The sequence below is a fragment of the Actinoalloteichus sp. AHMU CJ021 genome, from assembly GCF_002895405.1.
GTDB lineage: Bacteria > Actinomycetota > Actinomycetes > Mycobacteriales > Pseudonocardiaceae > Actinoalloteichus_B > Actinoalloteichus_B caeruleus.
In genome coordinates this window covers 5337685-5352683 of the sequence record NZ_CP025990.1, presented here as the reverse complement: position 1 = coordinate 5352683, position 14999 = coordinate 5337685, and the positions used below count along the sequence as shown (strand labels likewise).

The 14999-nt window shown below is 72.6% G+C and carries 12 protein-coding genes and 1 pseudogene; 7 read left to right on the top strand and 6 right to left on the bottom strand.

All coding sequences use genetic code 11. The features are described from left to right. Nucleotides 1-662 precede the first annotated feature (662 nt). The 3 genes and pseudogenes from C1701_RS22770 to C1701_RS22755 form a co-directional block, all read left to right on the top strand. Nucleotides 663-1019, top strand: a pseudogene (locus tag C1701_RS22770) (transposase); the annotation flags it as partial. 521 nt (nt 1020-1540) lie between these two features. After that, entirely contained in the window at nt 1541-3007 is a 1467-nt protein-coding gene (locus C1701_RS22765; RefSeq protein WP_051314191.1) for a hypothetical protein, read from the top strand. 1047 nt (nt 3008-4054) lie between these two features. Further along, nucleotides 4055-4690, top strand: a complete 636-nt coding sequence (locus C1701_RS22755; protein ID WP_026419770.1) for a DNA-3-methyladenine glycosylase I — start codon at nt 4055-4057, stop codon at nt 4688-4690. A 45-nt stretch (nt 4691-4735) separates the two neighbouring features. Here the strand turns inward: C1701_RS22755 and C1701_RS22750 are convergent, their stop codons facing one another. From C1701_RS22750 to C1701_RS22740, 3 genes are all read right to left on the bottom strand, one after another. Beyond that, nucleotides 4736-6388, bottom strand: a complete 1653-nt coding sequence (locus C1701_RS22750; RefSeq protein WP_103056564.1) for an NAD-dependent malic enzyme — start codon at nt 6386-6388, stop codon at nt 4736-4738. Between the two features lie 218 nt (nt 6389-6606). Continuing rightward, complete coding sequence (locus C1701_RS22745; RefSeq protein WP_035292773.1) at nt 6607-7293, bottom strand: response regulator transcription factor; 687 nt, start codon at nt 7291-7293, stop codon at nt 6607-6609. Continuing rightward, nucleotides 7290-8429, bottom strand: coding sequence for a sensor histidine kinase (locus C1701_RS22740; RefSeq protein ID WP_026419773.1), 1140 nt, complete (start codon nt 8427-8429; stop codon nt 7290-7292). Before C1701_RS22740 ends, C1701_RS22745 begins: the two co-directional genes overlap by 4 nt. A gap of 179 nt (nt 8430-8608) precedes the next feature. Here C1701_RS22740 and C1701_RS22735 point away from each other — a divergent pair, with 179 nt between their 5' ends. Both C1701_RS22735 and C1701_RS22730 read left to right on the top strand, forming a co-directional pair. Then, entirely contained in the window at nt 8609-8839 is a 231-nt protein-coding gene (locus C1701_RS22735) for a hypothetical protein (RefSeq protein ID WP_026419774.1), read from the top strand. A 109-nt stretch (nt 8840-8948) separates the two neighbouring features. Further along, nucleotides 8949-9998: a tyrosine-type recombinase/integrase gene (locus tag C1701_RS22730; protein WP_081715597.1), complete on the top strand. Its 1050-nt coding sequence runs from the start codon at nt 8949-8951 to the stop codon at nt 9996-9998. A gap of 278 nt (nt 9999-10276) precedes the next feature. Here the strand turns inward: C1701_RS22730 and C1701_RS22725 are convergent, their stop codons facing one another. The 3 genes from C1701_RS22725 to C1701_RS22715 all read right to left on the bottom strand — a co-directional run bounded on the left by C1701_RS22725 (nt 10277) and on the right by C1701_RS22715 (nt 13455). After that, nucleotides 10277-10936, bottom strand: coding sequence for a VOC family protein (locus C1701_RS22725; protein ID WP_026419775.1), 660 nt, complete (start codon nt 10934-10936; stop codon nt 10277-10279). Between the two features lie 86 nt (nt 10937-11022). After that, a complete protein-coding gene (locus C1701_RS22720; RefSeq protein WP_026419776.1) occupies nt 11023-12978 on the bottom strand; it encodes a putative bifunctional diguanylate cyclase/phosphodiesterase in 1956 nt (651 codons plus the stop codon). 114 nt (nt 12979-13092) lie between these two features. Then, nucleotides 13093-13455, bottom strand: a complete 363-nt coding sequence (locus C1701_RS22715) for a hypothetical protein (RefSeq protein WP_026419777.1) — start codon at nt 13453-13455, stop codon at nt 13093-13095. A gap of 106 nt (nt 13456-13561) precedes the next feature. On the opposite strand from C1701_RS22715, the gene C1701_RS22710 reads away from it, so the two are divergent. Next, nucleotides 13562-14323 (top strand): thymidine kinase, encoded by a 762-nt coding sequence (locus C1701_RS22710; RefSeq protein ID WP_026419778.1) that lies wholly within the window; start codon nt 13562-13564, stop codon nt 14321-14323. Nucleotides 14324-14563: 240 nt separating this feature from the next. Then, on the top strand, nt 14564-14908 hold the full coding sequence (locus tag C1701_RS22705) for an RNA polymerase-binding protein RbpA (protein ID WP_016700176.1): 345 nt from the start codon (nt 14564-14566) through the stop codon (nt 14906-14908). Nucleotides 14909-14999 lie beyond the last annotated feature (91 nt).

Here is a 14999-nt window from a genome sequence, read left to right as displayed (position 1 = left end):
ACCAACACTCGTTTGCCACTGGTTCGGCGCGCTACTACTCCCTGCGAGTTACGGACCATGTGAACCATTTCCGCGCAGGCATACTCCCACACGAGCAACCGGCTGCACAATTGGGCTATACGCAATCTTCAACAATGCACCCATTAGGGGGAGCAGGGGGGTATGTTATTGCTCGGTCGACAATCACGACCCCGGACGTCGGCACCGTTTAGCCAACCGCAGGGGACATCTCAATTGGCACCATCCCACACCTGCCATTATTCCCGAATTCTCCGCCACATTCGGCGAGCGGACACCCAAAGAATACGAAGCACCCTCACATCCTGACCCTCCAAATCCCCAGTCCGCGACCCGTCGGCAGCCACGATCCGCTGACGCCGTTCCATCACCCGGGCGGCGGCTGTCCCACAGGACCAGCGACCACGTACGGTTACCCCGAACGGGGCCATGATCAGCCGTACCGCGCGTCCACCGGTCGACCCTCCGACGGGTCTCGGCGGCGCGCGGGTCCGACCTGCCCGCACACCGTCGTGCGCCGGCGTCCGGCACCGGCTCCCTCCCGGTGCCCCAGCCCCGCCCGGCCTGGACCCGGCGAGATCGCCCCGCCCGCCACGCTCCCCCACCACCGCGCCCACCCACTGACGTCAGGAGTGCCCGTGAACGTGCGTGACACCAAGGCCGCACCAGGAGACCTGGCCCGACGCCTGGTACCCGACTGGCTGTGGGAGCTGGTCGAACCGACGCTGCCCACCCCGAGACCTCGGCCACAGGGCGGCGGGCGGGCCCGGGTCAACGAGCGGGCCGTCCTCACGGCGATCGTGTTCGTCCTGACCAGCGGCTGCGCCTGGCGCGACCTCCCGGCGTCCTTCTCCGTGTCCGCACCCACCGCCCACCGCCGCTTCCAGGAGTGGTCGAACGCCGGGGTGTGGCAGCGCCTCCAGGGCGCCGTACGACGAGGAGGACTGGACCAGGCGGAGCGCGTCTGGGCACGGAGCGTGCTCACGGCGGCGGCCGCCCGACTCCCGGCACGAGCGGAAAACGAACTGCTGGTCATGAAATGAGCCGAGGCAGCCGGGAGGGACCCGAGCACCATCCGAGGCGCCGACGGTATTACGGAATTCACCTCAGCGCCCCGCTCCCGACACCCCGTCACCGTGACCTTCCGCCACGCTCGCGGACCGGGAACCCGCGCTCCCCCGCACCCACTCGTCGTTCACGGCTCGTCTCGATTGGCGACACGCCTCCCCTCTCCACTCCCTGGCACTACCTGGACTCCTAAACCGGATTCCACGACTCGCTCGAGAATCCTCGCGGCTCCGGCCAGGAACGGGACCGACCACGTGAGACATCGGCATTCCCTGCGCCACCTCCTCGAAATGCGCTCACCTGAGCGCCATTGTCATCGTCGTTTACCAGCGTTAGCCTCGAATCCGTCGTGCTCGACCGGAGAACACGACGCGGACCGAGGACCGGGGTCCGGGAGGGGAGGACGTTCGGGGGCCGCCGCCGCCGGAGAGTCCCTGACGAGGAACGGCGGTGCGTGGGCTCGATGATGCGGTGGGGTCTGGTGTCGGGTGACGGCCTCCCGGTGAGCGGACTGCTCACCGTCTTCCGGAACGTCGTGGACCACGCCGTCGACGACGGCGTGCTGCACACCCCGGTGGCCGCCGACCTCGGCTATTCGTGGCGGGCGGACAAGGCCGACTACTTCCCGAGGGGCATGGCTGGTTCCCGCTACCCCCACTGGCTCACGGTCACCGACGCCGTACCGGTGGACCAGGAACGCACCAGCCTGATGGCGGAGCTGACGGAGATCCGCCTCGCCGTCGCACGGGCCGCCACCCTCTCCGAAGTCGAGACCCGACGGCTGCGCGAGCGGATCGACCGCCTCGCGCGCCCCTACGAGGAGCACTTCACGAGGTGGTTGTCCGACCACGACATCGACTGGGTGATCGCGGTCAACCTGACGCTCTCGGACGCGGTGCCGGTGAACCTGGCGCTCCGACGGGCGGCCGCCCGCTACTGGCGGGACGGGAGGCCCGGCGGTGTCCTCTACTGGGACCACGACCTCTTCGGCAGCTGCGCCATCCCCGAGGGGGATGCGCGCTTCTACCCACCCGCGCCGAACAGCCTGACGCCGGTGCCGGGAGGGCTCCCGAGCGACCGGTGGGCGGTGGTCACCGAGGGCCTCGCCGAGGAGGCCGCCGGCTACCCCACGGCATCGCGACCCCGGGTCACCCCCAACGTGCTCCCGGTCCTGCCCGAGTCCCCGGAGCTGGACGCGCGCCACCGGGAGTTCCTCGTCGACAACGGGCTGACCGACCGGCAGCCGGTCGTCCTGGTACCCGTCCGCCTGTTCCGGGTCAAGGGCGTGGAGATCGCCGTCTCCGTCTTCGCCGAGATGCTGCGCACGGCGAGGGACGCGGGCGATCCGGACCCGGCGTTGCTGGTCTTCGGGAGCGTGGAGGAGGACCCGCCCTACGCCGCCGAGGTCCTCGACCACGTCCGCGCCCTCGACGTCACCGGTTCCGTTCGCTTCCTCGACGGCGTGCCGCTCACCAGTCACCGGGAGGACGACCGTTGGCGGCTGGACGAGATCGACCTGCTGAGGATCTGCCGGGCCACCGGCGGCGCCGTGCTGTTCACCCCCAACCTGCCCGACGTCGAGACGGTGGGGCTGGGGCCGGCGCTGGCCGCGCTCGCCGACGTGCCCTGCGCCGTCACCGACTACGACGCCTTCGAGTCCGTCTACCAGGGGCGGGTCACCTGCGTCGTGGCCGACCCGGCGGAACCGCGTGGCGCGGCGGCGGCGCTGTCCCGGTGGATGGCCGGGGCGCGGGCCGGTGACCGGGACGCGGTGGAGGCACTGCGGAGGAACCACGAGGCCGTGCGGGCGTTGTTCCCGTCGGCTCCCTGGCGCGAGCTGGTGCGGGAGATGGCGGACTCCCTCCGGCCCTCTCCCGTCGGAGCGGGTGCTCACCGGTCCGGCCCCGGCAGTCACCGGTGAGCGGCTGGTCACCCGGGGGCGGACCACCGGGTCGTTCGCGAGCGCTCGCTACGGCCGTCTGAGGCAGGACCGGCCACGCCGCGTCCCGACCACCGCGTGCCGGCACCGTCCCGCCTCGAACGGACCGGAGCGGCCGCCCCGCGGCGGCGGAACGCCCGCGTCGCCGAGCACGCCCCGCCCGGTACACCCGCGAACCCCGCCCCTGGTGGGACGGGCACGGACACGGACGGCGCACCGGTGGCGCCCGCTGGCGGCACCCGGACCCCGCCGCTGGGGCCGCCGCCCGCACCGTCGCGATCACGGTCCGTGCCGGTGCTGCCCGACGGGTTGTCGGGCGGCGCGGCTACTGTGCGGTCGACGTCGGCCCGCCCCAGGGCCGGGGGACGACCTGGTGGAGGAGTTCGGTGCGCGCCCTGTTTCCCGCCGCCCGACGCGAACTCGCCTCGGGCGCGGTGCCGGTGCCGGCTTGGCTCGACCCGCACAGGCGGCAACGCCTGGTCGCCGCCTGCCGGGAGTCGGCCCGGGGCCCGGGGCCGCTCCACGCGGCGACGCTCCCCGGTGGTGGTCGGACGTCGGTGCGCCTCGGCCGGCACTGGCGGCCCCACCGCGACACGCGCGCCGCCGAGGACGCTGGAGGCGGACCCGTGCCCGCGCCTCCCGGCTGGCTCGCGCCGGCCCGGGTCGCGAGGCGCTCACCGCCACCGCGGCGCCAGCCGTCGTCGACCGCTACCGACCGGACGCGGTGGTGGTGGACCACCGCGACGCCGCCGCGCGGATGGGCACGCACCGGGGGGACGAGCGCGTCCTCGACCCGGTCGTCTCCCGGCGGAGCGGACCGCACGTCGACACCGTGTGGGTCCGGTGGCCTCCTGGTCCTGGGTGGGCCGTCCGCCTCCCCCACCCCGCGGTGCCGCGAACCCTCCCCGGCGCCGCCGACCCCGACAGCGGCCCGCGAGGTGGGCGCCTCGACAACGCCCCGCGTGACGGGGCTGCCCTGGCAGCGGGCGCACGACCAGAACCCACGAGACGAGAGGGAGCACGACACCGATGCCGGACACACCCACCCCACCGGACCCCACCAGGGCCGGGCAGGAGGCCGCACTCGGTGAGGACGGGCTGCGGCGCTGCGTCTGGGCGGCCTCACACCCGGTGAACAGGCACTACCACGACACCGAGTGGGGGTTGCCGGTACGCGGGGAGCAGGAGCTGTACGAACGGATCACCCTCGAGGGATTCCAGGCCGGGCTGTCCTGGTTGACGATCCTGAACAAGCGCGCCGCCTTCCGGCAGGCGTTCTGCGACTTCGTCCCGGAGAAGGTCGCCGCCTTCACCGACGAGGACGTGGAACGCCTGATGACCAACGCGGCGATCGTCCGCAACCGCCGGAAGATCGAGGCGGCTCGGACGAACGCCGTCGCCGTCCTCAATCTGCGGGCGGAGGGCGGACTGGACTCGTTCCTCTGGTCGTTCCAGCCGGAGCGGACACCGGAACCGCGTTCCACGGCGGAGGTGCCGACCACCAGCCCGGAGTCCACCGCCCTGTCGACGGCGCTGCGACGGCTCGGTTTCGCCTTCGTCGGGCCCACCACGACGCACGCGCTGATGGAGGCGGTCGGCATGATCGACACCCACCTCGTGGGCTGTCACCGGCGGGGGACCTCCGGGGTGTGGCCCTCGGGCTGACCGGGCTCGCGGAAGGCGCGAGTGGCGCCGGCGTCCGGCCCGAGCTCACGCCCGGCCGGCGTCCGGCCCGGGGTACTCCGGCCACCACATCGCGTCCTGGACGGCCTGGACGACGTCGTCCGGTTCCCGCCCGGCGACGCCGTCCTGCGCGGCCTGGCGGACGACGGCCGCGGCGACGGTGGCCGAGGACGCGCGGAGGTCGCGGACCGGGGGCAGCAGTGGCGTTCCTGGTCCCACCTCCTCGACCTGCCCCGCCACCGCCTCCGCCGCCGCGAGCAGCATGCCCGAGGTCACGCGTTCGGCGCGGGCGACGATGACGCCGAGCCCGAGGCCCGGGTAGAGCAGGGCGTTGTTGGCCTGGGCTATCACGTACCGGGTGCCCCGGAGGTCGACCGGGTCGACGGGAACGCCCGTCGCGGTCAGGGCTCGTCCACCGGTCCAGGACAGCAGGTCCGAGGGCTTCGCCTCCGCGCGCTCGGTCGGGTTGGACAGCGGGAGGATAACGGGGCGCTCGGTGTGCTGGGCCATCGCGGCGACGACCCGTTCGTCGAAGGCCCCCGCCGCCGTGGACGTGCCCACGAGGATCGTGGGGTGCACGTGCCGCACGGTGGAGAACAGGTCGATCGCGCCGTTGCCCCAGCCGGCCACCTCATCGGGCGGCCGGGCGTAGTCCCGTTGGTAGTCGCGCAGCTCCCGCATGTCGGACACGAGCAGCCCCTGGCGGTCCACCAGCCACACCCGGCAGGTCGCCTGCTCCCGGCTCAGCCCGTCCCGGATCATGGCGTCGCGCAGCTGGTCGGCGATGCCGACCCCGGCGGTCCCGGCGCCGAACACCACCACCCGCTGGTCGCGGAAGGGGGTGCCGGTGACGCGGAGCGCGCTCATCACCGCCGCCAGGGTGATCGCCCCCGTGCCCTGGAGGTCGTCGTTGAACACGCGGCGGGTGTCCCCGTACGCCTCCAACAGCCGCCGGGCGTTGCCCGGTCCGAAGTCCTCCAGGTGCACCAACGCGTGCGGGTACCTGTCGGCGACCGCGTCGAGGAAGGCAGCCACGAAGTCGTCGTAACGTTCGCCGGTCACCCTGCTGTGCCTGGCCCCCAAGTAGAGGGGGTCGTTGAGGAGGGCCTGGTTGTTGGTGCCGACGTCCAGCACCACCGGCAGGCACCGCGCGGGGTGCACGCCGGCCGCCGCCGTGTACACCGAGAGCTTCCCGACGGCCAGCCGCACGCCGTGCACGCCCCAGTCGCCGATGCCCAGGATCTCCTCCGAGTCGGTGACCACCAGCAGGTCGACGTCCTCGGGTCCCAACCCCCGCGTGTCGAGGGCTGGACCGATGTCCTCGGGGTGGTCGATCGACAGGTAGACGCCACGGGGGGACCGGTACTCGTGGCTGTAGTGGCGGACCGCCTGGCCGACGGTGGGGTCGTAGACGATGGGCAGCAGCTCGGTGAGGTGCTCGGTGAGCAGCCGGTGGTAGAGCACCTCGTTCCGGTCGCGCAGCTGTTCGAGGTACAGGTTCGCCGCGAGGTCGTCCGGCTGGGCTCGGCACTGCTCGTAGGCGCGTCGCGCCTGCTGGTCGAGGGTGAGCACCGCGTCGGGCAGCCAGCCGACGAGACCGAGCCGTTCCCGGTCCGCCCGGGAGAACGCCGTGCCCTGGTTGGTGAGGGCATCCCGCAGGACCTCCGGTACCTCGGTCATCCGCTTCCCCTCCCGGCCGGCCGTGTCCGCATCATCGCCTTCCCGGGGCCGTGGCGCATGCGCGGCGGGCGGCGCTCGCTCCCCCGGTGGCCGGGTGTCCCGACCGGGGTGCGGCCCTCGGGGCGGTTCTGGCCGGGCCGAGCCGGGTAGGTGGGAGCGGATCCCGTTCCCGTTCCCGGGCGCGGGTCGCCGGCCCGACGGGGTCGCGTCGAGGCTGGTCAGCCGGGGTCGGGGTCGGGCTGGTCCAGCTCCGCCTCCCGCACCAGCAGTGCCAGCTGGACGCGGTTGGTCAGACCGAGGCGGGCGAGCGCGGCTGACACGTGGGTCTTGACGGTGGGAACGCTGAGGTGGAGGGCGCGGGCGATGTCGGCGTTCGACAGACCCCGCCCGACCTCCAGCGCCACCTGGCGTTCCCGCTCGGCCAACGGGGCGAGTCTCCCGCGCGCCTCCTCCGCACGGCGGGACCGCGCACCGTTCTCGGGGCCGACGGAGCGCCGGATGAGCCCCCGCAGCACCGACGGGGAGAGCACCGGGTCGCCGGAGGCGGCGCGACGGATCGCGTCGACGAGGTGGTCCGGCGGGGTGTCCTTGAGCAGGAAACCGACCGCGCCGGCTGACAGTGCCCGGTGCACGTGCCGGTCGGCGTCGAAGGTGGTCAACACGATGATCTCCGGCGGCGAGGGGCGTGCCCGGATCGCCTCGGTGGCGCTCAGCCCGTCCATCGCCGGCATCCGGATGTCCATCAGCACGACGTCGACCGGGGTGGTCGTCACCGCCCGCAGCGCCTCCTGGCCGTTGGCGGCCTGGCCGACGACGGCGATGCCCTCCGCGCCCTTCAACATCATCGTCAGCGCGGCCAGGACGAGGGGGTCATCGTCGACGAGCAGGACCCGGACACCGGTCATGTCGGCCACGGTAGCCAGGCCCGCAGTCGCCACCCGCCCTCGGGCCGGGGGCCGTGCTCAAGGTCGCCGCCCGCGAGGCGGACCCGTTCGCGGAGTCCCAGCAGGCCCTGGCCCGACCCGGGCACCGCCGAGTGGGCCACTCCCCCGGAATCGACGACGTCGAGGGTGAGCCCGTCCTCCGCGCGGCCGCTGGCCCGCACCACGACGCTGGCTCCCGGGGCGTGTTTGCGGGCGTTGGTCACCGCCTCCCGCACGATGCGGTACGCGGTCCTGCCCAGTGAGCCGGGCACCGCGCCGACCACCTCGCCGTGGTACCGGATGTCGACCCCGCCGGCGCTCGATTCCGCCACCAGCGCGGGCAGGTCGGTGAAGGAGGGTTGGGGGCGGTCCGGTTCCGGGGCGCGCAGCACGCCGATCACCTCCCGCAGGTCCTGGAGGGCCTGGTGGGCGCTGCTCCTGATGACCCCCACCGCCTGCCGCGTCTCCTCCGGGGTCGCGTCCGCCCGGTACTCCAGGGCGCCGGCGTGGAGGCTCAGCAGCGACAACCGGTGCCCCAGCACGTCGTGGATCTCCCTGGCGATCTCGTCCCGGCTCGACCGGCGGGCCCGCTCCGCGAGCAGCTCGGCCTCGGCCTCGGCCTGCTCGGCGCGGGTGCGCAACGACTGGAACAGCGACCGGCGCTGTCGCACCGTGATACCCCAGGCGGTGGCGGCGGAGTGCACCGCAACTCCCAGCAGGAGGACGAGCGGGCGTCCCTCGGGCGGTTCGGGGCGCCACCCCACCGACACGGCTGCCGAGAGGAGGCTGAGCAGGAGGACGGCGACGGCCACCCGGGGTGGGCGACGGACGGCCAGCGAGAAGAGCGCCGCGACCATCGCACCGGCCGCGGTCTCCGCGACGGTGGCGGTGACGACCAAGCCCACCGCGATGGGCGTTGGCCAGGATCGACGCCACCACAGGACCGCGCACCCCGCCACCCCCAGGAGCTGGTCGGTCGCGGACAGCCAGCCCGGCATCGTGGGGTCCTGCCGGTAGAGGGCCGCCGTCCAGAGCCCGTAGGTGGCCGCGGCCAGGAAGAGCCCGAGATCGACCAGCCAGTCCCGACGCCCTCGGCGCCAGCGTCTCACCGCGGTCATGGGGTGTGAGCCTAGGAGCCCCGGCGACGGCCGAGGCGCCTCGGCCGGGTTCGCGATACCGAAGTCGGTGCTGGGCGGGACCTTCGACGGAGGTGGGGGCTCCCTGTCGACACCTCCGTCCGGAGGGTCGCTCCCTCGGACCGAGGCGCCCGGGGCCGCGCCGTGGCTAGCGTGCCGGCATGGCGAAGTTGATGGGAGCGGCTGGGTTCCTCCTGACGCTCATGGGGATCAGCGGCACGATCGACCACCTCGCGGCGCAGCCGATCCTGGGTTTCCTGCTGAACGGGCTCAACCGCGAGGTGTTCGAACGGTTCGAGGCCTTCTCGGGCGTGGAGGTGTACGCGAACCTGACCGTCTCCGTGCTCGGGGTCGTCCTGATGGTCCTCTCGGACCGGCTGGGCAGGGGCTGACGGGCGACCGTCCCGTCGCGGGGTGGGGCCGGCCGCCCCATCCCGCCTGGTCACCATCGCGCCCCCCGGTCATCGGCGAGCTCATCGCCGGCGGTGTATCAAGATCGGTATGCGGTTGCTACGGGCACAGGAGGCGTTCTTCACGGCCAGGCGGCCCCGGAAGGACTCACCGCACACCACGGCCGCCTACCGGCGGGACCTGGCTGGCATCACCCGCCTGCTCGCCGAGGAGCACGCGGTCGCCGTGGCGGACCTCGGAATCGAGGGGGCCAACGCGGAGGCGCTGCGCGCCGCCTTCGGCCGCTTCGCCGACACCCACGCCAAGAGTTCGGTGCTGCGGGCGTGGTCCACCTGGAACCAGTTCCTCACCTTCTGCGTGGCGGAGGGCATCCTCCCGGGCAATCCGATGGCGGCCATCGACCGGCCGCGCACCCCGCCGCTGTCCCCCAAGCCGCTGCGCGGTGAGGGGACCCCGGAGCAGTTGTTGCGCGCGGTGGCGGCCGGCGCGCGCCGGGCGCGCCGGCCGTGGCCGGAGCGGGACGTCCTGGTGCTGTCCCTCGGCCTGGTCACCGGGCTGCGCGCCGGGGAGATGCGGGAGCTCACCCTGGACTCGGTGGTGGGGCGTCCCGGGGAACGACGGCTGCACGTCCGGGGCAAGGGGAGCCGCGAACGGTCGATCCCCATCGAAGGGCCGCTGGAGCGGGTGATCGAACGCTACCTGGCGTCCTGCCGGACGCGGTTCCCGCACCGCCGGCAGCGCCGTTCGGCGGCGCTGCTGGTGGACCAGCGCGGGGAGCCGATCGGTCGGGGCGCCCTCGAGTACCTGGTGAAGTCCTGCTTCCGGTGGGCGGGCCTGCACGACAGGGTGCCCTCCGGCGCGAGCCTGCACGCGCTTCGACACACCTTCGCCACGAGGCTCGCCGAGGACGGCGCCAATGCCTCCGAGATCATGGCGTTGCTGGGGCACGCCAGCCTGGCGACCAGCCAGAACTACATCGAGGCCACGGGAAGGGAGCAGCGCGCGGCCGCGGCCAGCAACCGCACCTACCGGGCGCTGGCCGCGGTGGCCGAGGCCACCGAGCGGTCGGAGGCGGACAGCTCCGGCTGCTCCCCGTCGGGACGGGCGTCCGAGCTGGCGGGGCGACCCGACGCGGAGTGAGTTCGGCGGGCACGGGCCGGCCCGGACCACTCCCTGGCACGCCGCGTCGGCGTCCGCCCGTCCGATCGGGGACGCGGGTGCTTGGCGGTGCCGGCGGCCCTGGTGCGCGGGGTGAGGTGACCGCGCACCCGCTCCGGAACCGAGCACCCGGCCCGGTCGGCACGCGAACCCGGAGCTCCCCCGTCCTCGGGTTCGCGGCGACCGCCCGGGAGCGGAGGACGGGTGGGCGCGGTCCGCCGCCGTCGCGGGCCGTGGTGCGGCCCGCGTTCCCCGGGCCGTCACGTGGCGAGCGCGCCACCCCAGCCGCCCGGTTGTTCCACCAGGGCGTAGCGGGCGCCGTCGGGGTCGGCGACGGTCACCGCGCGCCCCAGCGGGTTGGTGGAGTCCTCCCCCAGCACGGTCCCGCCCAGGTCCCGGACGCGGTCGAGCGTCCTGCTGAGGTCGTCGGTGGCCAGGCAGCAGGTCCACTCCCCCGCCTCCGGGGAGGTCTCCGGTACCGGACGGCGACCGGACACCGCCCTGCCCTCGAGCGTGTAGGCCCCCTCGGCCATTTCCCAGCCGACTGCCGACGTCCAGCGCTCGTCGGCGCTCGCCGCGGCGAGTTCGGCCCAGCAGGGCTCACCGGAGCGGGGAGCCGGCGCCCACGGCCCGTGCGCCACCCGGCCTGGTTCGACGACGGCGGAGGGGTGCTGGGAGGCCGAGGGCTCCTCGGCCTGCGGACCGGTCCCGAAGATCACCCGCCAGCCCAGGGATTCGCCGTGTTCGGGGAAGCGGATGGTGGCGGCCAGCCGGTCGCCCACCCAGCAGCTCTGGACTCCGCCGTCCCGGGAGAGCAGCACCCAGTCGTGGAGCGCGGCGTGGAACTCGACGGACGCCTCCGGGGAGGCGGTGAGCAGTTCGAACCGGCGGATGCCCCGGACGGGCACTGCGGTGTTCACTTCGGCGGTTCTCCCGTGGGGCAGAGCACGCGGATGGCAGGTTCCGCGGGTCGTCGGTGCGGTCAGTTGATCCTGATGCGCCACCCCTAACGCGGCAATACTCCGTTCGGCCGTAACACGATCGCGGACAGTGGTTTCGGCTTCCCGAGGTGGAAGCCCTGAGCCACCTCGACACCCAGCCTGGTGAGTGCGTTGACCTGGGAGGGGCGTTCGACCCACTCCGCGACGGTGGTCAGCCCGAGGCCGTTGGCGATCTCCATGATCCCTGTCACTAGAACGGAGTCGGTGGTACTCCGATCGATACCACGGACGAACTCACCGTCGATCTTCAGTCCCGTGATCGGCAGGTGCTTGAGGTGGACGAAGGAGCCGAATCCGGACCCGAAGTCGTCCAGCGTGATGCGACAGCCGGCCTCCCGCAGCCGGGTGGCGAGGTGTCGTGCGGCGTCGAGGTTGGTGAGCGCCGCGGTCTCGGTGATCTCCAGGCCGAGTCGGCCGGGCGGGACGTCACTGCTCCGGATCCGGTCGAGGACGAAGTCGCCGAACTCCTCGTCGTCGAGGGTGCGCCCCGAGACGTTGACGTCCAGCCGCAGCCCGGGGTCCGGGTGCGCCGCGAGCGTGTCGACGGCCTGTCCGAGCACCCAGCGGTCGATGTTCAGGATGAGATCGGTCCGTTCCGCGTCGGGCAGGAAGTCGCCGGGGCCCAGCCGGGGCAGGAGATCGTCCTCCAGGCGGAGCAGCAGCTCGTAGCCGAGGGTTCGGCCGGTGCGGAGGTCGACCATCGGCATCCCGTGCAGCGCCAGGTGACCGTCGGTCAGGGCGGTGCGCAGCCGTTCCAGCACGGCCACCCGCTTCGCGGTGTCGGCGTAGTGCCCCGGGTCGTAGACCGTGACACGGTTCCGGCCGGCGCCCTTCGAGGCGTAGAGGGCCAGGTCGGCGTTGGCCAGCACGGCCTCCCAGGTGGGTCCGGAGTCGAACGGGGCGACGCCCGTGCTCACCGTGACCCTGATGGTGACCCCGGCGACGGCGACCGGGATCGTGGCCACGGCCGCGGCCAGCTGCTGGGCCGTCCGTTTGGCCAGCGCCTGGTCCACCCCGGGCATCACGACGGCGAACTCGTCACCACCGAGCCGCCCGAGGTAGTGGTTCTCCGGCAGGCGGTTGCGCAGGGCGGTCGCCAGGGCGCACATCACCCGGTCACCGACCATGTGGCCCCGGAGGTCGTTGACGTCCTTGAAGTTGTCGAGGTCGATGACGACCAGCGCTCCCCGCGCACCGGAGGCGATCTCCCGCTCCAGCCTCGCCGTCAGGGCCCGGCGGTTCGGCAGCCCGGTGAGCGGGTCCTCCTCGGCCATCCTGCGCAGTTCGTGGTGCACCTCGTGCGCCTGGGTGATGTCGTGGGCGCTGCCGACGAGCCGCACCGGCTTCCCGTCATCGTCGGTGATCACCTCCCCGAAGCACTCGAAGACCCGGACATCCGTCGCGTCCGCGCCCCGAGCGCGGTGGATGTAGGTGAAGGGCTCCCCGGTGCCCAGCGAGCGGGTGAGCACCCTGGTCACCAGCGCGACGTCGTCGGGGTGGATCATGCGCATGAAGGCGTCGTAGTCGATCTCGGCGTCGGCCGGGTAGCCGGACATCTCCCGCATGCCCTCCGACCACACCACCCGGTCCTCGGCGATGACCCACTCCCAGTTGCCCATCCGGCTGCGTTCCGGGGACCGGCGGGTGGTCTCGGAGCCGACCTCGAGCTCCTCCTGTCGCGAGCCGGTCAGGTCGACGACGCGGCACAGGTGCGCGTCGCTGGGCGGCAGCGGGTGCCAGTTGATCTCCAACCAGCGGACTCCCCTGTTGGTCGTGGTGAGCCGCTGGACGGTGGACGTGCCCTCCGCCCCCTCCCAGGCCGCGGGCAGGAGGGCGGGCAGGGACCGGCCCCGCGCGTGGGCCTCGTCGATGCCCAGCAGCTCGGCCATCGCCGGGTTGACCCAGCGCAGCCGGCCACGTGAGTCGGTGATGGCAAATCCGACGTCCGTATGGTGCAACACAGTGTGTTGAACGGAGTCGTCTCCTGTCACCCTTCCCTCCTTGTAAACCGCCCTACTGGAGCAATGGTCGCGGCGGAGGGGCGCGCTCGGCAAGCGGTCGCTGGCATGTGTCGCTCAGCGGAGCCGCTCGAGCCGCCGGGCGGTGACGACCAGTTCGGTGGCCAGCGTTCGGAGTTCGCCGAGGTCCGCGCCGTCCTCCACGCCGGTGGCGACGTCCTCAGCGGCGCATCTGAGCTGGAATATCCTGTCCTGGAGGTCGGCCACCTCCTCAGCCGAAAGCACCACGGAGTCCTCGGGGAGCCTGCCTCGCTGGACCGCCGACCGCCGTTCGTAGGCGCGTTGCCGGCAGGCCTGGCCGCAGTAGCGCCGGGGTCGGCCGGTTCGGCCGGCTGGTTCCAGGGACCGTCCGCACCAGCCGCAGTGCCTGGGTTCGCCGCGCCGGGCGACGACGCGGGTGGTCTCGGGCGGTCCTTCCACGGTGCCGACCGTAGTCGAGCACGTTCGGAACAGGGTGTCGGCACACCGGAGCGCACGACCGCGCGGCCTGACCCGTCCACACGGGCGGCCGATAGGGTCGACGCCCGTGACTACCCCTGCCGACGCCGCCGATCCGACCGACGCGCTGTCCGCCGTCCCGGCCGAGTCCGGCCGCCGGGCCGCGACGGTCCCCGGCCGCCTCCGCTTCTTCTACGGTCCGATGGACTGCGGGAAGTCGACGCTGGCACTCCAGATCGACCACAACCACGCGAGGCAGGGGCGGGTCGGTCTGCTGCTGGTGCGTTTCGACCGGTCCGGCAGCCCGCGCATCTCGACGAGGATCGGGCTGGCCAGGCAGGCCATCGAGTTGGACGAGACGACCGACGTCCGGGGTCTGGTGCGCGCGCAGTGGGCGGCGGGCCGCCGGGTCGACTACCTGATCGTCGACGAGGCGCAGTTCCTGAACGAGGGCCAGGTCGAGCAACTCGCGGAGCTGGCCGACCTGGCGCACCTGGACGTCTACTGCTTCGGCATCGCGACCGACTTCCGCGGCAGGCTGTTCCCGGGGGCCCAGCGGCTCTTCGAGGTGGCCGACGAGCTGCAGGCGGTGCAGGTCGAGGTGCTCTGCTGGTGCGGTTCCCCCGGACGGTTCAACGGCAGGGTGGTGAACGGTTCACTCGTGCGGGCGGGCGACACCGTGCTCGTGGCGGACACCACAGCGGGTGACGGCTCCCCCTCCGAGGAGGAGGGCGGTCCCAACAACGAGGCCACGACTACTGTGCGTTATCAAGTGTTGTGCCGCCGACACTTCCGATCCGGTGATCTGGGTCCCATCCCCGCGGCGCACGGACAACTCACACTGGCTTGATAGCGTGCCACTCTGGCACTATCACCCATTCGAGTGGTCATGGTAGTCACAAGGCGGATAACGCGTCACGAACGGCAGACGACTGCATCCCTATGGAGGAAGTCTTCGTTGATGCGTGAAACACGTCACCGTGGGCAACCAGTTAGGCCAAACCGGGAACGACGGCGACGCGAAAGTCGTTGCACTCGGTGAGCACGTTGACCGGGGCGCCAGCCTCGGACCGAGCGAAAGGACACCGTCATGGCCGACCGCGTTCTGCGTGGCAGCCGGCTCGGAGCGGTCAGCTACGAGACCGACCGCAACCACGACCTCGCACCGCGCCGTACGGTGCGGTACGCCTGCCCCAAGGGACACGACTTCGAGGTGCCCTTCTCGGATGACGCCGAGGTTCCGGGGAACTGGGAATGCCGGCTGCACGGCAGCGAGTCGAAGATGATCGACGGCAGCGAGCCGGAACCCAAGAAGGCCAAGCCCGCCCGGACGCACTGGGACATGCTCCTGGAGCGCCGCACCATCCCCGAGCTGGAGGAACTGCTCTCGGAGCGGCTGGAGGAGCTGCGCGGACGCCGCACCCGCTCCGCCTGAGGCCCACGCCGCCCCACGAGGACGTCGATCCTGACACCGTCGCCGGCCGCCCGGGAAACTCCCGGGCGGCCTTTCCTCGTGCGCGGAGTCA